Source organism: uncultured Plantibacter sp. (assembly GCF_963518075.1).
Taxonomy (GTDB): Bacteria; Actinomycetota; Actinomycetes; order Actinomycetales; family Microbacteriaceae; genus Plantibacter; species Plantibacter flavus_A.
Genome location: NZ_CAUQHZ010000006.1, coordinates 26,114 through 51,356 on the forward strand (window position 1 = coordinate 26,114; position 25,243 = coordinate 51,356).

21 protein-coding genes are annotated in these 25,243 nt (G+C 69.0%); 12 read left to right on the forward strand and 9 right to left on the reverse strand.

Annotated elements, in window-relative coordinates; genetic code table 11:
- Nucleotides 1–23: 23 nt before the first annotated feature.
- Nucleotides 24–2,531 carry a DNA topoisomerase IV subunit A gene (locus RWN05_RS08975; protein WP_314139314.1) on the reverse strand — a complete coding sequence of 836 codons (2,508 nt, stop codon included), beginning with the start codon at nt 2,529–2,531 and terminating at the stop codon, nt 24–26.
- A gap of 87 nt (nt 2,532–2,618) precedes the next feature.
- On the opposite strand from RWN05_RS08975, the gene RWN05_RS08980 reads away from it, so the two are divergent.
- Nucleotides 2,619–3,761 (forward strand): alkaline phosphatase family protein, encoded by a 1,143-nt coding sequence (locus RWN05_RS08980; RefSeq protein WP_314139315.1) that lies wholly within the window; start codon nt 2,619–2,621, stop codon nt 3,759–3,761.
- 12 nt (nt 3,762–3,773) lie between these two features.
- Here the strand turns inward: RWN05_RS08980 and sepH are convergent, their stop codons facing one another.
- Nucleotides 3,774–4,892, reverse strand: a complete 1,119-nt coding sequence (gene sepH, locus RWN05_RS08985; RefSeq protein ID WP_314139316.1) for a septation protein SepH — start codon at nt 4,890–4,892, stop codon at nt 3,774–3,776.
- A gap of 199 nt (nt 4,893–5,091) precedes the next feature.
- Between sepH and RWN05_RS08990 the strand changes: the two genes are divergently transcribed.
- Entirely contained in the window at nt 5,092–5,385 is a 294-nt protein-coding gene (locus RWN05_RS08990; RefSeq protein WP_056005937.1) for a DUF4193 domain-containing protein, read from the forward strand.
- Nucleotides 5,386–5,472: 87 nt separating this feature from the next.
- Here RWN05_RS08990 and RWN05_RS08995 read toward each other — a convergent pair whose 3' ends face one another.
- Nucleotides 5,473–5,919, reverse strand: a complete 447-nt coding sequence (locus RWN05_RS08995) for a DUF3093 domain-containing protein (protein WP_071260072.1) — start codon at nt 5,917–5,919, stop codon at nt 5,473–5,475.
- Nucleotides 5,920–5,957: 38 nt separating this feature from the next.
- Between RWN05_RS08995 and dut the strand changes: the two genes are divergently transcribed.
- The 7 genes from dut (at nt 5,958) to RWN05_RS09030 (ending at nt 14,466) form a co-directional block, all read left to right on the forward strand.
- The gene (gene dut / locus RWN05_RS09000) at nt 5,958–6,467 is read left to right on the forward strand and encodes a dUTP diphosphatase (RefSeq protein ID WP_079002467.1); all 510 of its coding nucleotides are present in this window, start codon (nt 5,958–5,960) and stop codon (nt 6,465–6,467) included.
- On the forward strand, nt 6,464–7,084 hold the full coding sequence (locus tag RWN05_RS09005; protein WP_071260074.1) for a DUF3710 domain-containing protein: 621 nt from the start codon (nt 6,464–6,466) through the stop codon (nt 7,082–7,084). Before dut ends, RWN05_RS09005 begins: the two co-directional genes overlap by 4 nt.
- 117 nt (nt 7,085–7,201) lie before the next feature.
- Nucleotides 7,202–7,879 (forward strand): DUF3159 domain-containing protein, encoded by a 678-nt coding sequence (locus tag RWN05_RS09010; RefSeq protein WP_314139318.1) that lies wholly within the window; start codon nt 7,202–7,204, stop codon nt 7,877–7,879.
- 246 nt (nt 7,880–8,125) lie between these two features.
- Nucleotides 8,126–10,945 carry an aconitate hydratase gene (locus RWN05_RS09015; protein WP_071260076.1) on the forward strand — a complete coding sequence of 940 codons (2,820 nt, stop codon included), beginning with the start codon at nt 8,126–8,128 and terminating at the stop codon, nt 10,943–10,945.
- 143 nt (nt 10,946–11,088) lie between these two features.
- Nucleotides 11,089–13,053, forward strand: coding sequence for a 1-deoxy-D-xylulose-5-phosphate synthase (gene dxs, locus RWN05_RS09020; RefSeq protein ID WP_314139319.1), 1,965 nt, complete (start codon nt 11,089–11,091; stop codon nt 13,051–13,053).
- Between the two features lie 55 nt (nt 13,054–13,108).
- Complete coding sequence (locus RWN05_RS09025; protein WP_314139320.1) at nt 13,109–13,492, forward strand: MerR family transcriptional regulator; 384 nt, start codon at nt 13,109–13,111, stop codon at nt 13,490–13,492.
- Nucleotides 13,489–14,466 (forward strand): aldo/keto reductase, encoded by a 978-nt coding sequence (locus RWN05_RS09030; protein WP_314139321.1) that lies wholly within the window; start codon nt 13,489–13,491, stop codon nt 14,464–14,466. Before RWN05_RS09025 ends, RWN05_RS09030 begins: the two co-directional genes overlap by 4 nt.
- 105 nt (nt 14,467–14,571) lie before the next feature.
- Here RWN05_RS09030 and RWN05_RS09035 read toward each other — a convergent pair whose 3' ends face one another.
- From RWN05_RS09035 to RWN05_RS09050, 4 genes are all read right to left on the reverse strand, one after another.
- Nucleotides 14,572–16,713 (reverse strand): 3-hydroxyacyl-CoA dehydrogenase NAD-binding domain-containing protein, encoded by a 2,142-nt coding sequence (locus RWN05_RS09035; protein ID WP_314139322.1) that lies wholly within the window; start codon nt 16,711–16,713, stop codon nt 14,572–14,574.
- Complete coding sequence (locus tag RWN05_RS09040; RefSeq protein ID WP_314139323.1) at nt 16,714–17,919, reverse strand: thiolase family protein; 1,206 nt, start codon at nt 17,917–17,919, stop codon at nt 16,714–16,716.
- Nucleotides 17,920–17,993: 74 nt separating this feature from the next.
- Nucleotides 17,994–19,241 carry an HRDC domain-containing protein gene (locus RWN05_RS09045; protein WP_399542904.1) on the reverse strand — a complete coding sequence of 416 codons (1,248 nt, stop codon included), beginning with the start codon at nt 19,239–19,241 and terminating at the stop codon, nt 17,994–17,996.
- Complete coding sequence (locus tag RWN05_RS09050; protein WP_079002473.1) at nt 19,234–19,830, reverse strand: DUF3000 domain-containing protein; 597 nt, start codon at nt 19,828–19,830, stop codon at nt 19,234–19,236. Before RWN05_RS09050 ends, RWN05_RS09045 begins: the two co-directional genes overlap by 8 nt.
- 25 nt (nt 19,831–19,855) lie before the next feature.
- On the opposite strand from RWN05_RS09050, the gene RWN05_RS09055 reads away from it, so the two are divergent.
- Nucleotides 19,856–21,112 carry an alpha/beta fold hydrolase gene (locus RWN05_RS09055; RefSeq protein ID WP_314139325.1) on the forward strand — a complete coding sequence of 419 codons (1,257 nt, stop codon included), beginning with the start codon at nt 19,856–19,858 and terminating at the stop codon, nt 21,110–21,112.
- Nucleotides 21,113–21,128: 16 nt separating this feature from the next.
- On the opposite strand, the gene RWN05_RS09060 is transcribed toward RWN05_RS09055, so the two are convergent.
- Both RWN05_RS09060 and RWN05_RS09065 read right to left on the reverse strand, forming a co-directional pair.
- Nucleotides 21,129–21,563, reverse strand: a complete 435-nt coding sequence (locus RWN05_RS09060) for a SufE family protein (protein ID WP_071260092.1) — start codon at nt 21,561–21,563, stop codon at nt 21,129–21,131.
- Nucleotides 21,564–21,646: 83 nt separating this feature from the next.
- Nucleotides 21,647–22,549, reverse strand: coding sequence for a sulfurtransferase (locus tag RWN05_RS09065; RefSeq protein WP_079002475.1), 903 nt, complete (start codon nt 22,547–22,549; stop codon nt 21,647–21,649).
- A gap of 136 nt (nt 22,550–22,685) precedes the next feature.
- Here RWN05_RS09065 and zapE point away from each other — a divergent pair, with 136 nt between their 5' ends.
- Both zapE and RWN05_RS09075 read left to right on the forward strand, forming a co-directional pair.
- Nucleotides 22,686–23,747: a cell division protein ZapE gene (zapE, locus tag RWN05_RS09070; RefSeq protein WP_314139326.1), complete on the forward strand. Its 1,062-nt coding sequence runs from the start codon at nt 22,686–22,688 to the stop codon at nt 23,745–23,747.
- A gap of 198 nt (nt 23,748–23,945) precedes the next feature.
- Nucleotides 23,946–25,175, forward strand: a complete 1,230-nt coding sequence (locus RWN05_RS09075) for an ammonium transporter (protein ID WP_064293796.1) — start codon at nt 23,946–23,948, stop codon at nt 25,173–25,175.
- Nucleotides 25,176–25,243 lie beyond the last annotated feature (68 nt).

The following is a 25,243-nucleotide window of genomic DNA, read 5'->3' on the forward strand; positions in this document are numbered from 1 at the left end:
CCTTCGTCGGTGTGCAGCTCCGATCAGGACGATTCGTCGCTCGCTACCGCGTCGTCCGTCGCCGGTGCCGCCGGTGCGGTGATCGCGCCGCCGATGAACCCGACGGGGGCGTCGAGCGGCACCCCTGAGGCATCCCGCTTCGCGCCGACCTCTGGGAGCGTCCGCGGTGTCCCGTCCGTCCCGACGGCGTGTGCCGGAGCGGCGCCGACCCACGCGACGGCCAGCTGGTCCTCGCCCTTCAGGAAGCGTTGCGATCGGACACCGCCGGTGGCGCGACCCTTGGCGGGGAACTCGGAGAACTCCGACACCTTCGCGCTCCCGGTGTCCGTTCCGGCGAGGGTCAGCGAATTGGTCGCGACCGTCACGACGACGACGTCGTCGGTGGGCAGGACCGCCGTGAACGAGATGACCTTCGCACCGGCTGCCAGGTTGATGCCGGCCATGCCACCCGCGGCCCGCCCCTGCGGACGGACGGACGTCGCGGGGAAACGGAGCAGCTGTGCGTCGGAGGCGACGAAGACGAGCTCCGCGTCGTCGCCGACCTGCGTCGCCCCGACGACGTGGTCGCGCGGCTTGAGCGTGATGACCTCAAAATCCGGCTTGTTCGGCAGGTCGCCGGGGATGACCCGCTTGACCACGCCGGTCTCGGTTCCCAGCACGATCGGCTGCTCCGAGGTCAGCGAGACGATCGCCAGCACGCGCTCATCGCGGTTCGGGAGCGAGAGGTACTCGCCCATCCGGACTCCGGCCGCGAGCTGGATGGAGGCCGCCGGCACCGCGGGGAGGTCGAGCGGGGTGAACCGGATGACGCGACCGAGACTCGTGACTGCACCGAGTTCGGTGCGGCTCGTGGTCTCGACGACGCTCAGGATCGCATCGTGCTTGCTCCGTCGACCGGGTCGTGGTGCGGGCGCGTCCTGCTCGAGGTCGACGCGGAGCGCCCGTCCGGTCGCGCTGAGGTAGACGCGGCACGGGGTGTCGGCGAGCTCGAGGACCGGGGCGCTCTTCCCCCGGCCCGTGGTCGCGACGCTCGGCTTCGCGTTCGTCAGCATGGTCCGGCGCGGTGTGCCGAACTGCTCGGCCGCCGCAGCGAGCTCTGCGGAGACCGCCGCGCGGATGAGTCGTTGCCTCCCGAGCAACCGCTCGAGTTCGGCGATCTCGGCCAACAGCTTGTCGCGCTCGGCCTCGAGCTCGATCCGCGAGAACTTGGTGAGTCGTCGGAGACGGAGTTCGAGGATGTACTCGGCCTGGAGCTGCGAGAGGTCGAAGACCTCGATGAGGCGCGCGCGGGCCTGTTCGGAGTCGTCGCTCGCGCGGATGACCTGGATGACCTCGTCGATGTCGAGGATGGCGATGAGGAGCCCCTCCACGAGGTGGAGGCGTTCCTTGCGTCTCGCCAATCGGAACCGGCTCCTGCGGGTGACCACGCTGATGCGGTGGTCGACGTACACCTGCAGCAGGTCCCGGAGGCCGAGCGTCTGCGGGCCACCGTCGACGAGCGCGACGTTGTTGATGCTGAAGGAGTCCTCGAGTGGTGTGTAGCGGTAGAGCTGCTCCAGGACGGCCTCGGGGGAGAATCCGGTCTTGATCCCGATCACGAGGCGGAGCCCGTGGATGCGGTCCGTCAGGTCGGTGACGTCGGAGATGCCGTTGAGCTTCTTGGAGCTGACGCCGTCCTTGATCTTCTCGATGATCTTCTCCGGACCGACCAGGTAGGGCAGTTCGGTGATGACCAGACCGGTCTTCCGCGCGGTGACCGCTTCGACGGAGACCTTGGCGCGGGTCTTGAAGGAGCCGCGACCGGTGGCGTAGGCGTCCTTGATGCCGTCCAGTCCGACGATCGTGCCGCCGGAGGGCAGGTCGGGACCCGGGACGAACTCCATCAGGTCCTCGAGGGTGGCCTGGGGGTGCGCGAGGAGGTGCCGTGCGGCGCCGATCACCTCGACGAGGTTGTGCGGCGCCATGTTGGTCGCCATACCGACCGCGATACCACTGGCGCCGTTCACGAGGAGGTTCGGGAACGCGGCCGGGAGGACCTCGGGCTGCATGAACTGGTTGTCGTAGTTCGGGACGAAGTCGACGACGTCCTCGTCGAGGTCGGCCGTCAGGGCGAGCGCGGCGGCGTCCAGCCGGGCCTCCGTGTACCGCGGCGCGGCGGGCCCGTCGTCGAGTGAGCCGAAGTTCCCGTGCCCGTCGATGAGCGGGACGCGGAGCGTGAAGGGTTGTGCGAGGCGGACGAGGGCGTCGTAGATCGCCGTGTCGCCGTGCGGGTGCAACTTCCCCATCACCTCGCCGACGACGCGGGCCGACTTCACGTGGCCACGATCCGGGCGCAGGCCCATCTCGGTCATCTGGTAGAGGATGCGGCGCTGCACCGGCTTCAGGCCGTCGCGCGCGTCGGGGAGGGCGCGGGCGTAGATGACCGAATAGGCGTACTCCAGGAAGGAGGTCTGCATCTCCGACGAGACATCGATGTCCTCGATGCGCTCGCCACTGGTCTCCGTCGGCGGGGTCTGCTGTTGGCGGGTCATTCCGTGTCTCTGCTGAGGGGAGTCGAGCCGGTGCTCGGCGAGGATGGCGGGGCGTGGTCGTCAGCGCGGTGTGCGAGACTGAGCCCGATGACCACCATGCTACCGACGGTCGATCCGGAGTCACGCAGCCTTGCCGGTGTCCTCCCGGATTGCCTCGCATCCCTGACGGTGGGCGGTGGATCGCTGCCCGCGGCCGATCATGCCGTCGTCGTCCTCGTCGACGGCCTCGGCGCCGCGAACCTCCGTGGAGCAGCCGCCCACGCTCGGTTCCTCGCGCCGCGCCTCGGTCCGCGCTCCACCACGACGTCGGCGTTCCCGTCGACGACCGCTGCCGGGATCGCGACGCTGACCACGGGGGCGTTGCCGGGTCGGCACGGCCTCGTCAGCTACCGAGCACGGGACGTGGCGGGCGACCGGGTCGTGAACCAGCTCAGCGGCTGGGACGCCGGCATGGTGCCCGAGACCTGGCAGCGCCTCCCGACCGTGTTCGAGCGGGCGAGAGCCGAGGGCGTCACGACGACGGTGATCGGTCAGGAGCGATACCGCAAGTCGGGCTTCACCCGGGCCGTGCTCCGAGGGGCGGACTACCGGGCAGGACGCTCGATGGCGGACCGCCTCGACGCGGCCCGCGAGATCGCGTCCACGACCGCCGGACCCACACTCAGCTACGTGTACGTCCCCGAGCTCGATCAGGCGGCGCACGAGTACGGGTGGGAGTCGGGACGCTGGACGGCGCTCCTCGAGGAACTCGACGGCGATCTCAAGCGGTGGTCGTCCCGTCTGCCCGCGTCGACCGGCGCGCTCGTCACCGCCGACCACGGGGTGATCGACGTCGCACCCCACCAGCACGTGCTCTTCGACCAGGTCCCCGAGCTGGTCGCCGGTGTCCGCCACATCGGCGGGGAGCCCCGATGCCTCCACCTCTATCTCGACGCCGATGCGGGTCCGGCGGATCGGGAGCGCCTGGCTGAGGCCTGGCGAGCCGAGGAAGGTGGCCGCGCCTGGATCGCGACACGCGAGCAGGCGGTCGACCACGGCTGGTACGGCGAGATCGACCCTGAGGTGCTGCCGCGCATCGGCGACGTCATCGTGGCCGCCCGCAAGCGCATCGCCTACTACGATTCACGTCCCGCCGATCAGAGCGCGAGGGGCATGATCGGACAGCACGGATCGCTCACCGACGACGAACGCCGGATACCGCTCCTCGGCCTCGGTCGTTACGAGCCCTGAAGCCCTGACCGATCAGACCGGGTCGTCGTCGGACTTCGCACCGAACACGATCTCGTCCCAGGACGGCATCGACGCTCGGCCGCGGCGCGCCTTGGCCCCGGACGGCGCGCCACCATCGGAGGATTCGGCATCGCCCGCGCGTCGCTGCTGCGCCGCCTCGAACTCACCGGTGTCGAACACCGCCAGCGGCGTCTGCTGATCCGGGACGGCGTGCGGCGCACTGGGGCGCTCGGCCGGTTCGGGTTCGCTGGGAGCGGCCTCCCGCTCGCCACGGCGCTTGCGGAGCGCCTCCAACAGGTCGGCGGTCTGGTTGTGCTGCTCGGGGCTCGACGCCTCACGGTTGATTGCGGCCTGGGTCGCAGCCTTCGAGGACGGTGCACGGCCGAAGCCCGTGTCGGCCGCGAACGGCAACGGCTCGATCGGACGCGTCTCCGCGGGCCGGTCGGTCTCGGACTGCTGCGGCGTCGATACCCGGTCCAGGGAGAACGCGCCGCTGTCGAAGCGTGAGGTGTCGGGGGAGTCGTCGGTGTCGACCGCACGCAACCGGGGGATCAGCGCGGCCGGTAGGTCGCCCTGACGCGAGAGGGTCGTGGCTTCACTCCCGATGGGCGTGAGGGCGAGCTTCTTCGGCTCGAACGCCCAGCGGGCGTCGTGGTCGACCTGGTCGGCAGTGAAGGACAGCTTGACGATCCAGCCGCCCTCGGGTTCCTTCCAGCTCGTCCACCGTTCGTCGGTAGCGCCGAGCTTCTCGAGTCGAGCCCGGATGACGTTCCCGAAGGTGGCCTCGATGTCGTCGGCCGACGTGTCGGTCGTCGGCAGGACGGCGACGCCGAGGGCGGTGCCGACGATGTGCTCGCGCTCCGCCATCACCGGACCCTCGAACCGCTGCACATACTCCAGCGAGGCACCGGTGACCGCTGCGACGTCCTCGGCGGAGAGCCCGCTGCGGATGTGCGCCTGCACTTCCCTCGGAGAGATCTTGGTGTTCCCACCGATCGGCGCACCGGCCGGCTTCGCCCGCCGCAGGTGGACGTGGAACGAATCGTCGACGATGAGGCGGTATTCCTCCTCGTTCCGATCTGCAACGATCAGAGCGCCGAGCTCCGCTCCGACTACCTTCAATTCCTGCATGATGAATGCCTCTCAGCGTGCCACGTGATTGACCCACGTTCTCACGGATCACGGGCGTATTCGGGGAATACGCCGGGCGTGCCGTCAGTTGCACGGGAAGGTTCCGCACACCCTCCCGAACACGGTTTGCAATTCATGCGGAACTGATGCAAACTGTGCCCGCCGATTTTGTTCCGACGGCATCGAGAAGTGGATAGGCATGGCAACTGATTACGACGCTCCCCGCAAGACCGACGACGATTCCGAGTCGATCGAGGCCCTGAAGGAGCGCGTTCCAGACAAGCTGTCCGGAGTCGTCGACTCCGAAGACGCTGACAACCCGGGTGACTACAACCTGGGTGGATCCGACCTCTCCGACCTCGACCTCGACGTCGTCGTGCTCCCGCCCCAGGCGGACGAGTTCACCTGCATGGAGTGCTTCCTGGTGAAGCACCGCTCGCAGCTCGACCACGAGGGCAAGTTCGGCCCGATCTGCGCGGAGTGCGCAGCCTGACAGCATCGCCGCGCGAGCGGCAGACAGAACCCCTCCGGATCACGATCCGGAGGGGTTCTGTCGTTGCAGATTCGAGCGGCGGCAGCCTCAGGCGTGCGTGCGCGCGCTGGCGATCGCGTCCGCGAGGGCCTGCGGGCGACGGGACGACAGCAGCCAGTACGGCGTCGGATCGGCCGGATCGACGATCTCCACCTTCACGAGGCTGTGCACCCACCCGCGGATCATGAGCCAGGCGCGTGCATCGAGCTTGGTGCGGAGCTGAGCGGTCGCGTCCGTCCCGGTGTACACCACGACCTCACCGATGAACCCGAGCGGGATCGACGCCTTCCCGACCGAGAGGCTCGACTCGGAGACCTGGATCCTCGGCGCCGTCCCGAACGCCAGCGCAAGGCATCCGCCGTACAGCACCACCGCCCCGACGATCCCCGCCGCGAGTGAAACGGGCGCGAGGACAAGCATGGTCGCCGGCACCACGAGGGCGAGGGCGATGATGACCCAGGGGCTGGGCCAGAGGGTTTCACGGTACGGCTGCATGTCTGCCTTGTCTCAGAGAACTGCACTACCCTCGATTCGTGACCGAAAGCGTTGACGTACTCATTATCGCGCCGGATCTGCCCGGCTATGCACACCCCGGCGATGCGGGTGCGGATCTCGTGTCCGCCGAACACGTCGTGCTCGAACCGGGTGAGCGCGCCCTCGTCGGCACCGGCGTCTCGATCGCCCTGCCCGACGGCCATGCCGCGTTCGTCGTCCCGCGAAGCGGCCTCGCGGCGAAACACGGCATCACCGTCGTCAACTCACCCGGCACGGTCGACGCCGGATATCGCGGCGAGATCAAGGTCACGCTCCTCAACACCGACCGTCACACCTCCTTCACCGTCGAGCCGGGCGACCGCATCGCCCAGCTCATCGTGATGCCGGTGTCCCGGGCCAACTTCATCCCGGTGGAGCGATTGCCAGGCAGCGCTCGTGGAGCCGGAGGCTTCGGTTCGACCGGCGTCGGCTCGCTCGCCGCGTCACCGGCCGCCACCGACCCAACCATCAGCACCGACGGTGCCGCGCAGACAGGAACCCTCGCATGAGCGAACTCGAAGACCTCCCCGACCTCGACCTCGACGCGGAGCTGCCCGACGACGCGAAGTCCGCACCCGAGGACCGCGAGACCGCCGGCCCGTTCGACGAGAGCGAGGCCAACCCCGTCCGCCCCTACATCGACCTCGGTGGCGTCAAGGTGCTGCCGCGGGAAGGTCTGAACCTCCGCCTCGAGGTGGAGGAGGCGACGAAGCGCGTCGTCGCGGTCGGCCTCGACTACGCCGGTTCCACCCTGCAGGTCCAGCCGTTCGCCGCCCCGCGGTCGACCGGCCTGTGGAACGAGACCCGCGCGCAGATCGCCGAGCAGATCGCCCAGCAGGGCGGCACCGTGACCGAGCGCGAAGGCGAGTTCGGCCCGGAGCTCGTCGCCGAGGTACCGACCGGTGGTGCCGCAGGCACCGACGCGACCCACTTGGCACGCTTCATCGGCGTCGACGGTCCGCGCTGGTTCCTCCGCGGCGTCGTCGCGGGGGAGGGCGCGTCGAAGCCGGACGCCGCAGCGCTCGTGGACGACCTCTTCCGCAGCCTCGTCGTCGTCCGGGGCAACTCGCCCATGCCGCCGCGCGACCTCATCCCGCTGCGCATGCCGACAGCCACGAGCGCGTAGTCGATGACGGACGCACGAGAACCAGAGCCCCGCGGAGTCGACCCGGTCGAGCGCCGTGACGCGTCGGATTCCCCTGACGCCACGGGTGACACGGATCGGCAGCGGCTCGGTGAATCGATGTCCGCCGCGTTCGGTGCCGCCGCACGCAAGTCCGGTCTGGGCGCGATGGCCGAGGGCGACGCCCCCACCGGCAAGGCACTGCTGCTCGCCATGGGCGGCGTGCGCGGCATCGTCGAGGCGATCCTGCCCGGACTCCTGTTCCTCGTCGTCTACACGCTGACCCTCGACCTGGTCCCGTCGATCATCGCTCCGGTCGCACTCGGGGTCCTCTTCTCCGTGGCACGCCTCGTCCAGCGGCAGCCGGTCACGCAGGCCGTCGGCGGCCTCCTCGGGATCGCACTCTCAGCAGCCCTGGCTCTGCTGTCCGGGCGCGCGGAGGACTTCTACGTCGTCGGGTTCTGGACCAACGGCGCCTACGCCGTGGCCCTCCTCGTCTCGGTGCTCGTCGGGTGGCCCGTCGTCGGGCTCGTGGCCGGCTACCTCATGGGCAGCGGCACGAGCTGGCGGTCCCACCCCGGACAACGACGCGCCATGCGGTGGCTCACGCTGGTGTGGGTGGCAATGTTCGCCGCACGACTCCTCGTGCAGCTGCCCCTCTACTTCAGTGGGAACGTCGAACTCCTCGGGACGCTCCGGCTCCTCATGGGCATCCCGCTCTACGCGCCGCTACTCGTCCTCAGCTGGCTCGTCGTCCGCGCCGTGTTCCCGAAGGCGCCGCAGGCATCCACCGAGTGATCCGCCGAGAGCCCGGCCCGACGCGTCAGCGCGTCTCGGGCCGGGCTCTCGTCATGTCGGGAGGACCTCATCCTCGATGCTAGAATTGTCTCGACATCAAGATAGATGAGCGATGCCGAGATGACACGACGAGCCCGAGCCTGTAGTTAGGCAAGCCTTGCTAGCCGCGGAGCACCCGCCAGCAGCAAGATTGGTCGGAACGCACGTGAGTGAGCACTCGCCGCCGCCAACGAAGGAGAAGACGATATGTCCACCGTGAACAGCTTCGGGGCGAAAGACACCCTGACTGTCGGGACGACCGACTACGAGATCTATCGCATCGACACGGTGGAGGGTCACGAGAAGCTGCCGTTCAGCCTCAAGGTGCTCCTCGAGAACCTGCTGCGCACCGAAGACGGTGCCAACATCACCGAGGCGCACATCCGGGCTATCGGCGACTGGGTTCCGACCGCGGACCCCGACACCGAGATCCAGTTCACCCCGGCCCGTGTCGTCATGCAGGACTTCACCGGCGTGCCGTGCATCGTCGACCTCGCCACCATGCGCGAAGCGGTCGAGGCACTCGGCGGTTCCGCCGACAAGATCAACCCGCTCGCCCCGGCCGAGATGGTCATCGACCACTCGGTCATCGCCGACCTCTTCGGCAGCGAGAACGCGCTCGAGCGCAACGTCGAACTCGAGTACGAGCGCAACGGCGAGCGGTACCAGTTCCTCCGCTGGGGTCAGACGGCGTTCGACGACTTCAAGGTCGTTCCGCCGGGAACCGGCATCGTGCACCAGGTCAACATCGAGTACCTCGCTCGCGTCACCATGACGCGCGAGGTCGGCGGCGTCCTGCGCGCCTACCCCGACACCTGTGTCGGCACCGACTCGCACACGACCATGGTCAACGGCCTGGGCGTGCTCGGCTGGGGCGTCGGCGGCATTGAGGCGGAGGCCGCCATGCTCGGCCAGCCCGTCTCCATGCTCATCCCGAAGGTCGTCGGCTTCAAGCTGAACGGCTCCATCCCGACGGGCGTCACGGCGACGGACGTCGTCCTCACCATCACTCAGATGCTCCGCAAGCACGGGGTCGTCGGCAAGTTCGTCGAGTTCTACGGAGCAGGCGTCGCCGAGGTGCCGCTCGCGAACCGCGCCACCATCGGCAACATGAGCCCCGAGTTCGGCTCGACGGCCGCCATGTTCCCGATCGACGACGTCACGCTCGATTACCTGCGCCTCACCGGCCGCAGCGAGGAGCAGATCGCGCTGGTCGAGGCCTACGCCAAGACCCAGAAGCTCTGGCACGACGCGGACGTCGAGCCGGTCTTCAGCGAGTACCTCGAACTCGACCTCGCCACCGTCGTGCCGTCGATCGCCGGCCCGAAGCGCCCGCAGGACCGCATCGAGCTGAGCGACGCCAAGTCGCAGTTCGAGCGGGACCTCGTCGACTACGCAACGGTCGAGCACGACATCGTCGACCTCGTCGGCGCCGGTTCCTTCCCCGCCTCCGACCCGGCCGGCACCACGCCGCAGGACGAGGACGAGAACAACCACCACCACCACACGCACCGCAGCCACGCTCCGGCGTCCCTCTCGAAGCCGACCCAGGTCACCCTCGAGGAGAACGGGGTCGACTTCACCCTCGACCACGGCGCCGTCGCTATCGCCGCGATCACCTCGTGCACCAACACCTCGAACCCGTCGGTCATGCTGGCCGCAGGCCTCCTGGCCCGGAACGCGAGCAAGAAGGGCCTGAAGGCGAAGCCGTGGGTCAAGACCACGCTCGCTCCGGGGTCCAAGGTCGTCACCGACTACTACGCGAAGGCCGGTCTCACCGAGTACCTCGAGGACCTCGGCTTCTACACGGTCGGCTACGGCTGCACGACCTGCATCGGCAACTCCGGTCCGCTGCTCGACGAGATCTCGACCGCCGTCCAGGACAACGACCTCGCCGTCACCGCCGTCCTCTCGGGCAACCGCAACTTCGAGGGCCGGATCAACCCGGACGTCAAGATGAACTACCTGGCGAGCCCGCCGTTGGTCATCGCCTACGCCCTCGCGGGGTCGATGAACTTCGACTTCGAGGTCGACGCCCTGGGTGTCGACGCGGACGGCAACGACATCTTCCTGAAGGACATCTGGCCCGACGCGGCAGAGGTCCAGGACACGATCGACACCTCCATCAACAAGGAGATGTTCGACCACGAGTACAGCGGCGTCTTCGACGGCGACGAGCGCTGGCGTTCGCTCCAGACCCCAGAGGGCTCGACCTTCGAGTGGGACGAGGAGTCGACGTACGTGCGGAAGCCCCCGTACTTCGACGGCATGACCATGGAGACGACCCCCGTCTCCGACATCGTCGGTGCGCGCGTCCTCGCGAAGCTCGGCGACTCGGTCACGACCGACCACATCAGCCCGGCCGGCAACATCAAGGCCGACTCGCCCGCAGGCCGGTACCTCGACGAGCACGGTGTCGGTCGGAAGGACTACAACTCCTACGGCTCGCGCCGCGGCAACCACGAGGTCATGATCCGCGGCACGTTCGCGAACATCCGCCTGAAGAACCAGCTGCTCGACGGTGTGGAGGGCGGCTACACCCGCGACTTCACGCAGCCCGACGCACCGCAGTCGTTCATCTACGACGCGTCGCAGAACTACCAGGCCGAGGGCACGCCCCTCGTCATCTTCGGTGGCAAGGAGTACGGCTCCGGTTCCTCCCGCGACTGGGCGGCGAAGGGCACGAGCCTCCTCGGTGTCAAGGCGGTCATCACCGAGAGCTTCGAGCGCATCCACCGCTCGAACCTCATCGGTATGGGCGTCGTCCCACTGCAGTTCCCGGAAGGCGAGAGCTGGGCCTCCCTCGGACTCGACGGCACGGAGATCGTGTCGATCGCCGGTCTCGAGGAGCTCAACAACGGCACCACGCCGAAGACGGTCCGCGTGAGCGCCGTCCCGAGCGAGCACTCGGCTCCCGGCAAGGAGCCGGTCGAGTTCGACGCGGTCGTCCGCATCGACACGCCAGGTGAAGCCGACTATTACCGCAACGGCGGCATCCTGCAGTACGTGCTCCGCAGCCTCGTCTGACGACGAGGCTCTACCACCAGGCCGGTCCCGACAGCAACCGTCGGGGCCGGCCTGCGGCGTTCGCCGCCCACCCCGCCCACGACGCGTACACTCGAAAGACGGGCTCCGAGCGATCGGTCGGCCCACGGTGGAGGGACGACAGCGTGACAGTGCTCGATCAGGTGAACGGACCCCGGGATCTCGACGGCCTCTCCGAGGCGGAGCTCGTCGAACTCGCCGGCGACATCCGCGCCTTCCTCATCGCGAACGTCTCGAAGACCGGCGGACACCTCGGTCCGAACCTCGGCGTCGTCGAGCTCACGATCGCGATGCACCGGGTGTTCGACTCCCCGACGGATCCGATGGTGTTCGACACCGGTCACCAGTCCTACGTCCACAAACTCCTGACCGGCCGTCAGGAGTTCTCCGGGCTGCGGACCCGCGGCGGCCTCGCCGGCTACCCGCAGCGTTCCGAATCCGAGCATGACATCGTCGAGAGCTCGCACGCCTCGAGCTCGCTCAGCTGGGCGGACGGCATCTCCCGCGCCTTCCAGATGACCGGGCAGGACGAGCGCCATGTGGTCGCGGTCGTCGGCGACGGCGCACTGACGGGCGGCATGACGTGGGAGGCGCTCAACAACATCAGCGACGACAACACCCGCCGGCTCGTCATCATCGTCAACGACAACGGCCGGTCCTACGCGCCGACCATCGGCGGTATGGCGCGGTTCCTGAGCGGCGTGCGGACCCGCCGGAGCTATCGCGACCTGCGCGAGCGCAGTCAGCGGGCCTTCAACCTCCTCGGCGGTCCGGGACGCGCGCTCTATCGGGGTGTCCGCGGAGGCGCCCACGGGTTCCTGTCCCGTCTCACGAACAACGAGGCGCTCTACTCCAACCTCGACATCAAGTACATCGGGCCGGTCGACGGACACGACATCCACGCGATGGAGGAGGCCCTGACCCAGGCGAAGCACTACGGCGCACCGGTGATCGTCCACGCGATCACCGAGAAGGGTCGTGGCTTCCAGCCGGCACGGGACGACGACGCCGATCAGTTCCATGCCGTCGGCGTGATCGACCCCGAGACCGGGGAGCCCGTCGGGGCGGCCGCCCGCCCGTCCTGGACGGCCGTGTTCAGCGAGGAGATGCTCGCGGTAGCCGAGGCCGACGACCGCGTCGTCGCCATCACCGCCGCCATGCTGCGACCGGTCGGGCTCCATGCCTTCGCCGAACGCTTCCCCGAGCGCGTGCACGACGTCGGCATCGCCGAGCAGCACGCCTTCACCTCGGCGGCCGGGCTCGCCTTCGGCGGGCTGCACCCGGTGGTGGCCGTGTACGCGACGTTCGTGAACCGTGCCTTCGATCAACTGCTCATGGACGTCGCGCTGCACCGTGCGGGAGTCACGGTCGTCCTCGACCGCGCCGGCGTGACCGGCCCCGACGGACCGAGCCACCACGGCATCTGGGACCTCGCGATCCTGCAAGTCGTCCCGGGTATCCGGATCGCGGCACCGCGTGATGGCTCGCGGCTGCGCGAGGAACTGCGTGAGGCCGTGTCGATCGACGACGCCCCGACCGTCATCCGGTTCCCGAAGGGCAGCGCCCCCGCCGAACTCCCGGCCGTCGAGCGTCTCCACGACGGCGTCGACGTCCTCCGGACGACCGAGCAGCCGGACGTCCTCATCGTCGCCGTCGGCCCGATGGCGCCCATCGCGATCGACGTGGCGGACCGACTCGCCCAGCAGGGCATCGGCGCGACCGTCGTCGACCCCCGCTGGGTGGTCCCCGTCGCCGAATCGCTCGTCGAGCTCGCCGCGGCGCACCGGCTCGTGATCACGATCGAGGACGGCATCCGCGTCGGAGGCATCGGCACCCGCATCAGGCAGACCCTCCGCGAGGCCGGCGTCGACACGGCCGTCGACGAGCTCGGCGTGCCGGACGAGTTCATCGACCACGCGTCCCGCGAGCAGATCCTCGAGGATGCCGGCCTCACGGCGCAGCAGATCGCCCGCGACGTCGTGGCACAGGTCCTCGGTAGCCGGATCCCCGTGGCCCGCCCGCTGCCTGACGACCGCGTCGAGCAGGACACGTCTTCGGAGCGGAGCACGACGAGGCCGCACGGCGCCTGACCGCGGGCTGTGGCGCGCTTGACTTCGAGTGCGCTCGAAGTCGTATCGTGTGGACATGACCACTCTCCACGAGGGCTACGCCATCTCCGACGTCGCCGAACGAACCGGGCTGAGCGTCCACACGCTCCGGTACTACGAGCGCGCAGGGCTCATGCCACGTCCGATCGGCCGCAGCTCATCGACGCACCGCCGCTACAGCGAGGGCGACGTGTCCTGGGTCGTGTTCCTGACGAGACTCCGATCGACGGGCATGCCGATCGCGACGCTCCGCGAGTACACGGAATTGGCGCAGCGTGGCGACGACACCGCCGAGGCGAGGCTCGAGCTGCTGCTGCGGCATCGGATCTCGTTCCTGGCCCGCCTCGAGGAGATGCAGCAGTCGCTGGAGGTCATCGATCGCAAGATCGCACTCTACACAGGACAGGTGGCAACACGATGAAGCACATCACACTCGGCACGGCGGGACCAGACATCGCCCGGATCGGCCTCGGCTGCATGGGGATGTCGGCGTTCTACACCGGTGCCGCCCTCGACGATGCGGCGTCGACCGCGACGATCCACCGTGCCCTGGACCTCGGCGTCACCTTCTTCGACACCGCCGAGATGTACGGTCCCTACCTCAACGAGGAACTCCTCGGCGCTGCACTCGGATCACGCCGGGACGAGGTGACCCTCGCGACCAAGTTCGGGACGATCCGCAATTCCAGTGACGGACAGTTCGGCGCTGACGGCAGCGCCGCGAACGTGCGCCTGTCGATCGAGGGATCGCTGCGCCGGCTCGGGACCGACGTCGTGGACCTCTACTACCTCCACCGCGTGGATCCGGGCGTGCCCATCGAGGAGACGGTGGGTGCACTCTCGGAGCTCGTCACCGAGGGCAAGATCCGGTACATCGGTCTGTCGGAGGCGGCTCCGGACACGATCCGGCGTGCACACGCCGTGCACCCGATCACGGCTCTGCAGACGGAGTACTCGCTCTGGAGCCGCGACCCCGAGGCGGAGATCCTGCCGACCGTCCGTGAGTTGGGCATCGGCTTCGTCCCGTACTCGCCGCTCGGTCGCGGGTTCCTCACCGGCACGATCCGATCGCTCGACGTGCTCGACGAAACCGACTTCCGTCGCGCCAACCCGCGCTTCACGGGGGACAACCTCGGTGCGAACATCGCGATCGTCGAAGAGGTCGACCGGATCGCCGCGTCGCTCGAAGCGACACCGGCCCAGGTGGCGCTCGCCTGGTTGCTGGCCCAGGGTGACGACATCGCACCGATCCCCGGCACGAAGCGGATCCCGTACCTCGAGGAGAACCTCGGCGCCGACGAGCTCTCCCTGTCGGCCGACGCGCTCGCTCGACTCGACGCGCTCCGTCTCCCGGCCGGCGACCGGTATCCGGACATGAGCACCGTCAACCGCTGAGCTCCTGCATGCGCTGAGGGCCAGCGTCGCTCGAGGCTCGACGACGAGAGCGGGGTGCCGTCCACCGATGGTGGAGGACACCCCGCTCTCGCGACACCGCGCGGACTACGCTTGGACGCCCCGGATGGGCGGGTGGTGGAAGGTGTCGCCGAAGGCACGCTCGCTCGCACCGACACGGTCCAGGTACGGCGTCGCTCCGCCGTCCTGGAAGGGCCAACCCGCACCGAGGATGAGCCCGAGGTCGATGTCCTGGGCGGCTGAGACGACGCCCTCGTCCAACATGAGCTTGATCTCCGACGCGAGGCCGTCCTCGACCCGTCGCAGGATCTCGTCCTCGCTGAGCGGGCTGTCGCCCGTGACGAGCACCTTCTGAGCCTGCTTCGTGAAGCCGGTCACCTTGCCGCCCTTGTCCTTCTCGACGACCGAGTCCAGGCCCGCGAGCCGGTGGAGGTTCTCCGACGCAAAGAACCGGTCGGGGAACTTCCCGACCATCGTGTCCTGCACGTGCGCGGCGACCTTCCAACCGACGAGGTCGATGAGCTGGAAGGGCGTCATCGGCAGGCCGATGGGCGCGAAGGCACGTTCGACCGTCAGCAGCGGGGTGCCGGCGTCCAGGGCGTGCGCCGCCTCACCCATGACCTTCGCCAGGAGTCGGTTGACGATGAAGCCGGGAGCGTCGGCGGTGAGGATGGCACTCTTCTTCAGCTTCGCCACAGTGGCGAAGGCCGTCGCGAGCGTCTCGTCGTCGGTCTGGGGTGTGCGGACGACCTCGAGCAACGGCATGACGGCGACCGGGTTGAAGAAGTGGAAGCCGACGAGCCGCTCGGGGTGCGCGAGCTTCCCCCCGATCTCCTCGACGGAGAGCGAGGACGTGTTCGTCGCGAGGACCGCCTGCTCCGAGACGTACTGCTCGACCTCGGCGAAGACGCTCTGCTTGACGCCGACCTCTTCGAAGACGGCCTCGATGACCCAGTCGCAGTCCGCGAAGTCGGCCTTGTCCGTGGTTCCGGACAGGAGCGCCTTCAGACGGTTCGACTCGTCGGGGGAAATGCGGCCCTTCCCGCGGAGGGTGTCGATCTCGCCGTGGATCCGGGCGACCCCGGCGTCGACGTGGCCCTGGTCGAGGTCGGTGATGACCACCGGCACCTGGAGTCGCCGGAGGAAGAGCAGCGCGAATTGACTCGCCATGAGCCCGGCACCGATGATGCCGACCTTGGTGACCCGTCGGGCGAGCTGCTTGTCGGGCGCACCCGCAGGACGCTTGGCCCGCTTCTGCACGAGGTCGAACGCGTACATGCTGGCCTGGAACTGGTCGCCGACGATGAGCTCGGACAGCGCCCGGTCCTCCCGCTCGAACCCCTGCGCTTTCGTGCCGCTGCGGGCGGCCTCGAGCAGGTCGAGGGCCGCGTAGGGCGACTTCGCGACGGTGCCGATCTTGCTCTCGAGCATCTTGCGGGCGGTGCTGATGGCGAGCGGCCACTTGATCGTCCGCTCCACCTTGCCCGGCACGTTCTTGCGCTGCACGGTCACCGTGCCACCGAGCACCCCGTCGGCCCACCGCAAGGAGTCCTCGAGGAAGTTGGCGGCGGGGAACATGACGTCGGCGATGCCGTAGGCGAGCGCGTCCTGCGCCTTGAGCATCCGGTTGTTCTTGAGCGGGTTGGAGATGACGACGTTGAGCGCGTTCTCGATGCCGATCAGGTTCGGGAGCAGGTAGGCGCCGCCCCAGCCCGGGATGAGTCCGAGGAACACCTCGGGGAGCGCGATCGCGGGCGCCGAGGCGTCGACGGTCCGGTAGTTCGCGTTGAGGCCGATCTCGAGTCCGCCACCGAGCGCGAGTCCGTTGATGAAGACGAAGGTCGGTACACCGAGGTCCTCGAGCTTGCCGAAGACATGGTGGCCGAGCTGCGCGAGCTTGGTCGCGACCTCACGGGACGGGATGTCGCCGACCTTGCTCAGGTCGGCGCCGGCCGCCAGGATGAACGGCTTGCCCGTGATGGCGACGCCGTCGATCTCGCCCGATGCGGCACGGGTCCGTTGCGCCTCGAGGACGCCGTCGAGCTCCAGCAACGTGACCGGGCCGAGCGTGTTCGGCCTCGTGTGGTCGCGTCCGTTGTCGAGGGTGATGAGCGCGATCGTGCGTCCGCTCGCCAGGCGCACGTCCTTGACGAAGGAGCGCGTCACGACCTCGTCGTCGCCGCTGATCGCGACGAGCTCCGAGAAGTCGATGGTCGTGTAGTCGGTCATCTACTTGCGTCCCTTCTTGCCGGTGAAGTACGGGTTCTCCCAGATCACGGTGCCGCCCTGGCCGAGGCCGACGCACATCGCCGTGAGGCCGTAACGCACCTCGGGGTGCTCGGCGAACTGCGCCGCGAGCTGGATCATGAGTCGGACGCCGGAGGCTGCGAGCGGGTGCCCGACCGCGATCGCGCCACCCCACGGGTTCACCCGCGGGTCCTCGTCGTCGATGCCGAAGTGGTCGAGGAATGAGAGCACCTGGACGGCGAAGGCCTCGTTCAGTTCGAACAGCCCGATGTCCTCGATCGACAGACCGGCCTTCCGCAGCGCCTTCTCCGTGGAGGGGACGGGACCGATACCCATGATCTCGGGCTCGACGCCCGCGAACGCGAAGCTGACGAGGCGCATCTTCGGCGTGAGACCGAGCTCCTTCGCCGTCGAGGCGCTGGCGAGCAGACTCACCGTGGCGCCGTCGGTCAGCGGCGAGGCGTTGCCTGCGGTGACACGGCCGTGGGGCCGGAACGGCGTCTTCAGTCCGGCGAGCCCCTCCATCGTGGTCTCGGGCCGGAGTCCTTCGTCGCCGGTGGCGAGACCCCATCCACTGTCGCTCCGGAGCGCGACCGGGACGAGGTCGGGCTGGATCCGTCCGGCTTCGTAGGCGGCCGCGACCTTCTGCTGGCTGCGCATGCCGAAGAGGTCGGAGCGTTCCTTCGTGAGCTGCGGGAACCGGTCGTGGATGCGCTCGGCCGTCTTGCCCATGTTGAGCGCGTCCTCACTGACGAGGCGCTCGGCGAGGAACCGCGGGTTCGGGTCGGCGTCCAGCCCCATGGGGTGACGCCCCATGTGTTCGACGCCACCGGCGAGGACGAGGTCGTAGGCACCGAACGCGATGCCGCTGCCGAGCGTCGTGACCGAGGTCATCGCTCCGGCGCACATGCGGTCGATCGCGAATCCGGGGACGGACTTCGGGAGGCCGGCGAGCAGCGCGGCGGTGCGGCCGAGCGTGAGCCCCTGGTCGCCCTGCTGGGTCGTCGCCGCGATGGCGACCTCGTCGATACGGTCGAGCGGCAGACCGGGATGACGTTCGAGCAGCCCGATGATCGCCTTGACGATCAGGTCGTCAGCCCGGGTGTTCCAGTACATGCCCTTTTCGCCGGCTCGTCCGAACGGTGTCCGGACTCCATCAACGAATACGACGTCGGCTTGTTCGGCCACGTTGCCTCCTCATTCTCGGGGTACGCCCCGATCCTAGGCGGCGGACACGGGTGGACACCCGGGTGCAGCGCTTCCTACGAAGCGTCCGGGTCAGGCTCCACCGGGGATTGGGCCGACTCGACAAAGGCGTCGGTGATCGCCCGGGCGGTCGCGTCGATCTGCCAGGGGCGTGCCTCGTGCTCGGCGAGTGCTGCGGCGACCGTCTCGACGGTGAGTGGTTCGGGCGGCGTCCAGGCCAGTCGGCGCAGCGTCTCCGGCGTGAGCAGGTTCTCCACCGGCATCGTCAGGAACTCCGCCGTCGCGAGGATCTTCGTCCGTGCCGCGGTGTACCTGGCGTGCGCGTCGGGATTCTTGTCGGACCAGCTGCGTGGCGGTGGCAGCGTATCGCTCGCCGGTCGGGCACCGGGGAGGTCCTCGGTGGTCTGGCCGGTGTGGATCGCGTTCCACCAGAGGTCGAGTTCGGTGCGGCTCGCGCGCCCACGGAAGTCCGAAAGGGCTGCGAGGTCGCGCTTCGAGCTGGGGTTGGCCTTCGCGGCCGCGGTGATCGAGGCGTCGGGGATGAGCCGCCCGGGGGCGGTGTCGCGGCGCTGCGCGAGTTCGTCACGCGCGATCCAGAGCTCGCGAGCGACGGCGAGGTTGCGTTGTCCGCGCACGGCGTGGAGTCCGGAGAGGCGGCGCCAGGGCTCGGCGCGGGGTGCCTTCGCCTCCCGGGCCAGCGTCGCCTGGAACTCCTGGCGCGCGATGTCGCTCTTCCCGGCATCCTCGATGCGGGCTGCCAGCTCCTCCGCGGCGTCGACGAGCAGCTCGACGTCGAGCGCCGCGTATTCGAGCCAGGAGGCGGGGAGCGGGCGGGTCGACCAGTCGGCGGCGGAGTGCTCCTTCGCCAGATGGATGCCCAACAGTTCCTCGACCACGGCACCCAGCCCGACACGCGGCAGCCCGAGCAGACGGGCACCCAGTTCGGTGTCGAAGAGCTCGCTCGGGTCGACGCCCACCTCGCGGAGGCAGGCGAGGTCCTGGCTGGCCGCGTGCAGGATCGAGCGTTCACCCTGGATCAGGGCACCGAGTTCGGCCATGGAGCCGATCGCGGGCGGGTCGTAGAGGAAGACCCCGGCACCGCGACGGTAGACCTGGATCAGGTAGGCCCGCTGCGAGTACCGGTAGCCCGACGCGCGTTCGGCGTCGAGTGCGAACGGTCCGTGACCCGCGGCGAGCACCTCGAGGGAGGCGAGGTAGGCCTCGCGGGTGTCGGTGACGACCCGTGGTGCGGTGGCCGCGGGTGGGGGGAGGAGCGGTGCTGATTCCGGCGCCGCGTCACTCACGGTGAGCTCGTTTGACGGACAACAGGGAGACCCCTTCGGTGGTCGGAGGCAAGCCGGCGAGCATGCACAGCAGCTCTCCCCATCCTTCCACGTGCGCCGCGACGTCGCTCTCCAGCGGTGTCCACGACGCTCGGAGCTCGATCTGTGCGCCGTCGCCCTGCCGGGCGAGCTCCCCGAAACCACTCGAGATGATCTTCGTCGCGGTACCGGACGCCGCCTGGTACGAGGCGCCGCGGGTGTCGAGGGCGTCCACGAGCCAAGACCAGGCGACCTCGGCGAGGAACGGGTCGAGTCCGATCTCGGTCTCCAGGGGAGCCTGGGCGAAGCAGACGACGCGGAAGCGTCCACCCCAGGCGTCAGAGCCGTCCGGGTCGTAGAGGAGGACGAACCGCCCCGTACCGAGGTCGGAGTCGGCATCGTGGCGACTCGGTGAGACGTCGGCCGCGAGCGCGATGGCGAACGGCGCGAGATTGCTCGGCGCGGGGATCTCCGTGACTCTCAGATCGGGACGGACGGCGGCAGCGCGAACAGCGTCCACCGCTCGGGCGAACTCTTCGGGAACCTTTGCCGTCGTCGGACTCTCTACCACGAGTGAAGACTAGAGTTACATCCCGATGAATGGGCAGAGGCACGCCGGGCGGAGACGCGGACCCGGGTCGCAGGCAAGCGGTCGAGGAGCGGCGAGCACCGGCATCCGGCGGCGCGGTTCGGCGACGGATGCGATCGTCATCGCCGGCGGAGCCGCCGCCGCCGTCGGCGCCCTCGGACTCGCCGTCGTCGCGACCATCGCCCGCAAGGTGGTGGTCCCGGCTCGGGACCGCCCGAGCGAGGCACGCATCGTCGGCTTGGACCGTGCCGGCGGGACGGTCGAACTCGTCGCGTCCCCGGACACGATCGTCCCCGGCCGCTACGGCAGCTGGGTGACGAGAAGGGCCGCCTACGTGCAGCTGGGCGACATCCTCGAGAGGCGGCAGCACACCGTGGTCCGGACGCTCCTCGGCGGCGACGTCGACGCGCTCCGCGTCGGCCAGGAGGCCGAGTTCAGCGGGTGGTTCTTCCGCCGCCCGGAGGAACTGGGCCTCGCCCACGAGGACGTGCTCGTCCCGACCACACTCGGGCCGGCGCCGGCGTGGGCGATCCACCCGGAGGACGGACCGTCCACCCGCTGGGCCGTCCTGGTGCACGGCCGGGGGACCACGCGATCCGAAGCGCTCCGAGCGGTGCCGAGCTTCCGCAACGCCGGGTACTCGTGCCTGCTCGTCTCCTACCGCAACGACGGCGACGCTCCGCCCGCGCTGGACTTCCGCTACGCGCTCGGCGACGAGGAGTGGCGCGACGTGGACGCCGCGATCGGTTGGGTGCGCGAACAGGGCGCCGCAGACGTCGTGCTCATGGGCTGGTCCATGGGCGGAGCGATCGTGCTCCAGGCCTCACGGCGGACGACGCACCCCGAACTCCTCCGCGCCGTCGCGCTCGATTCGCCGGTCATCGACTGGGTGGACGTCCTGCAGCACCAGGCCCGCGAGAACCGGATCCCGAGCGTCGTGGGTCGGGTCGCCCTGCTCGCCATCAGCCGCCGGTGGGGACGCCTCCTGACCGGGCAGGCGACGAGCATCGATCTCGGACGGCTCGACTACGTCGCCAACGCCGCCGACCTCGCGCTGCCGATCCTGCTGATGCACAGTGACGACGACGGTTACGTCCCGGCAGGGCCGTCGCGGGCGCTCGCCCTCGCACGACCGGACATCGTGACCTTCGTCCCGTTCACCGTCGCCCGTCACACGAAGCTCTGGAACTACGACCCGGAGCGTTGGACCGCCGCGGTCTCGGACTGGCTCGACGAGCTCGTGCCGCTACCGCCCGGGCACTGACCGACGGACCGACGACTCAGGCGAGTTCGCGGAGGCGGCGCTTCGTCCTGCCGAGCAGCGCCGACATCCCGCGCAGTCGCAGGGGCGACACCGCCCGGGAGAGTCCGATCATCTGCGGGAAGTCGTCGGGAACGGCGAGGACCTCGTCGACGGTGAGTCCCGCGAGCCCCTGGACGAGGATGCTCGCGAACCCGCGAGTGGTCGGCGCTTCCTCGGGAGCCGTGGCGAACAGGTGCACGATGCCGTCCTCGTCGACCTCGACGAAGAAGAACACGGGCGCCTGGCACTCGAGCACCCGCTCCATGAGATCGGGGTGGTCGCGATAGCGCTCCGGGAGGTCCGGCAGCTCGTCGCTGAATTCGAGGAGCAGCTGCAGCCGTGAGCGTTCCTCGACGGCGAGGAACTCATCTCGGATCTCGGCGAGGTTCGGGGCGAGGAGGGAATCGGTCATGGTCACTCCAGTATCGCAGCCGGGAACAGCGGACCGCCCTCCCGCACCGTGACGCCGTGCGGAAGGGCGGTGGGTGGACGGGCTCAGCGCGTCGGTGCGTCGCCCGGCTCGGCGCCCTGCACGATCGGCACGCGCACGGCGCTGCCCCATTCCGTCCAGGACCCGTCGTAGTTGCGGACGTTGTCGAACCCGAGCAGGTGCTGCAGGACGAACCACGTGTGACTCGACCGCTCGCCGATGCGGCAGTAGGCGATCACCTCGTCACCTTCGGCGAGGCCCGCGCCGTCGCGGTAGATCGCGTCCAGCTCCTCCGCCGGCCGGAAGGTGCCGTCCTCGGCGACCGCCTTGCCCCACGGGACGCTCCGCGCACTCGGGATGTGACCGGCGCGGAGCGCACCCTCTTCGGGGTAGGCGGGCGCCGTGGTGCGTTCACCGCTGTACTCCTCGGGGGAGCGGACGTCGATGAGCGGCTTGCCGAGGTGGGCGAGCACATCGTCCTTGTAGGCGCGGAGGGCCGTGTCGTCGCGCTCCACCACGGGGTACTCGACGGCGTCGCGCTCCGTGGCGTCGCGGGTGACCGCCCGGCCGTCAGCGATCCACTTGTCGCGTCCACCGTCGAGCAGCCGGACGTCCTCGTGTCCGAAGAGGCTGAAGACCCACAGGGCGTAGGCGGCCCACCAGTTGTTCTTGTCGCCGTAGATGACCACGGTGTCGTCTCGCGAGATCCCCTTGGACCCCAGCAGCGCGGCGAAGGCGGCTCCGTCGATGTAGTCGCGCTCAACCGGGTCGTTGAGGTCGGTGTGCCAGTCGACCTTCACCGAGCCGGGGATGTGGCCGGTCTCGTAGAGGAGGACGTCCTCATCGGACTCGACGACGACGAGACCGGGTTCGCCCAGGTGCGCTTCGAGCCACTCCGCCGTGACGAGGCGCTCGGGGTGGGCGTAGGCGGTGAACTTGGTCGAGGTCGAATCGGCGTCGACGGTCATGGGTACCTCCGGTCGTGCAGCTGGCTGCGGTGTGGCTCGGGTGTCGTGCATCTAGGCTGGAAGCCTGTCCCTTCGACAGTACGCCGTCCGCGCCACCGAACCACACCGATGCGTCAGACGCCGTAACCCAGCACCCATGCAGAGCCAGAGGTTTGCCGTGACCACGCCTTCCGTCCCGACCGGATTCCGCAGCCTCGCCGACCGTGTCCCCACGGTCAGTGGCGCCGAGATCGTCGCGAGCCTGACGCCACCCCGGCAGTTCGAGCAGGCGAGCTTCGACTCGTACCGTCCGGATCCCGATTTCCCTGGCCAGGCGGCCGCGGTCGAGAAGCTCCGCGCCTTCTTCGCGCCCCAGGCCGGTGTCGGTGGCGGCTTCTTCGGACGGCGGAAGCCCAAGGTGTCGGCGGCCAAGCCGGGCATCTACCTGGACGGTGGCTTCGGCGTCGGCAAGACCCACCTCCTGGCCGCGCTCTGGCACGATGCGCCCGGTCGGAAGAAGTACTTCGGCACCTTCATCGAGTACACGGCCCTCGTCGGAGCGCTCGGCTACGCGGCGGCGGTCGCGCAGCTGACGGGCGCGACGCTCATCTGCATCGACGAGTTCGAGCTCGACGACCCGGGCGACACGATGGTCATGACCCGACTGCTCGGGGAACTCGTCGCGACCGGGACGAGGATCGCGGCGACCTCCAACACGCCGCCGAACGCCCTGGGGGAGGGCCGCTTCGCCGCAGCCGACTTCCTCCGCGAGATCCAGGCCATGAGCGCCAATTTCGAGACCCTCCGCATCGACGGCACCGACTACCGCCGTCGCAGCATCGAGGGGCACGCCGTGGTGAGCTCCGAGGAGCGGTTCGACGCCCGCACCGAGGAGGCGGCGGCCGCCGGCCGGAACGTCACGGTCGACACCTTCGACGGTCTCATCACGCACCTCGCCGCCGTCCACCCCTCACGGTTCATCGGACTCCTCGACGGCGTCGACCTGATCGCGCTCCGCGACGTCCACGAGTTGACCGACCAGGGCCAGGCGCTCCGGCTCGTCGCGTTCATCGACCGGGTGTACGACGCACAGATCCCCGTGGTCACCACCGGCACCGCCCTCGACGAGGTGTTCGGCGGCGACATGCTCAACGGTGGGTACCGCAAGAAGTACCTGCGCGCGATGTCGCGCATGATCGCCCTCACCTCGATGGACTGACCGGTCCCGCCCGGTCACGAAACACGCTGTTTACCTGGGCGGCACTCGCGTAACACATCGGAAACACGCTGACAGTCGTGCGGAAACCTCCGTTCCCCAGACTGGTCGCTGTACCGAGTCGGACGGCGAGGCCGAGCTCAGCCGGTCCTCGCCATCTCGGGCACCCGTTGCAAGACCACGATGTGTGAGGAAGATCCAATGGATACAGGCAGTATCGCTTGGGGAGTCACGGCAACCGCTCTGGTGCTGTTCATGACCCCGGGCGTCGCATTCTTCTACGGCGGCCTCGTGAAGGCGAAGAGCGTCGTCAGCATGATGATGATGAGCTTCGGCGCGCTGGGCCTCATCAGCGTGCTGTGGATCCTCTACGGCTTCAACATGTCGGCCGTCGGCAGCCCGCTGGAGTTCGCCGGCAACCCCTTCTCCGACTTCGGGATGACCGCACTCGCGAGCGGCGAGACCGCGAACACCGACCTGGTGGGGGCGACCTACGGCGCCACCTTCGCGATCATCACGATCGCGCTGATCTCCGGCGCCATCGCCGACCGCGCGAAGTTCGGCTCCTGGATGATCTTCGCCGGTCTCTTCGCGACCATCGCGTACTTCCCGATCGCCGCGTGGGTCTGGGGCGGCGGCTGGATCATGAACCTCGGAACCACGCTGTTCGGTGAAGATGCCGGTATCGGTGTCATCGACTACGCGGGTGGCACCGCGGTGCACATCAACGCCGGAGCCGCAGCCCTCGCCCTCGCGCTGGTGCTCGGCAAGCGCATCGGCTTCCAGAAGGGCATCACGAAGCCGCACAACGTGCCGCTCACCCTCCTGGGTGCCGCCATCCTGTGGTTCGGCTGGTTCGGGTTCAACGCCGGCGCCGAGTGGCTGAACGAGCTCGCGAACGTCGGACTCATCGTCGTCAACACCGTCGGGGCCACCGCGGCCGCCATCATCGGTTGGATCGTCGTCGAGAAGTTCAAGGACGGCAAGGCGACCTCGGTGGGCGCCGCGTCCGGTGCCGTCGCTGGTCTCGTCGCCATCACCCCGGCATGCGCGAACCTGACGCCTGGCTGGGCGCTGCTCCTCGGCATCGTCGCCGGCGCCGTCTGCGCCATCGCCGTCGAGCTCAAGTTCAAGCTCGGCTTCGACGACTCCCTCGACGTCGTCGGCATCCACCTCGTCGGTGGTCTCATCGGCACCCTGTACCTCGGCTTCTTCGCGACCGAGACCGGCCTCTTCGTCGGCGGCGGCATCGAGCAGCTCGCCGTCCAGGCCATCGCCGCCTTCGCCGTCCTCGTCTACTCCTTCATCGTGGCCTTCGTCATCGGCTTCGCGATCGAGAAGACCATCGGCTTCCGCGTCAAGAACGAGGACGAGATCGCCGGCGTCGACACCTCCGTGCACGGCGAAGAGGGGTACGCGCTCGTCGACTGACCTCGACCACCATCGATTCGCCGAACGGGCGTCGTCCATCAGGACGGCGCCCGTCCGTCGTTCGCTGG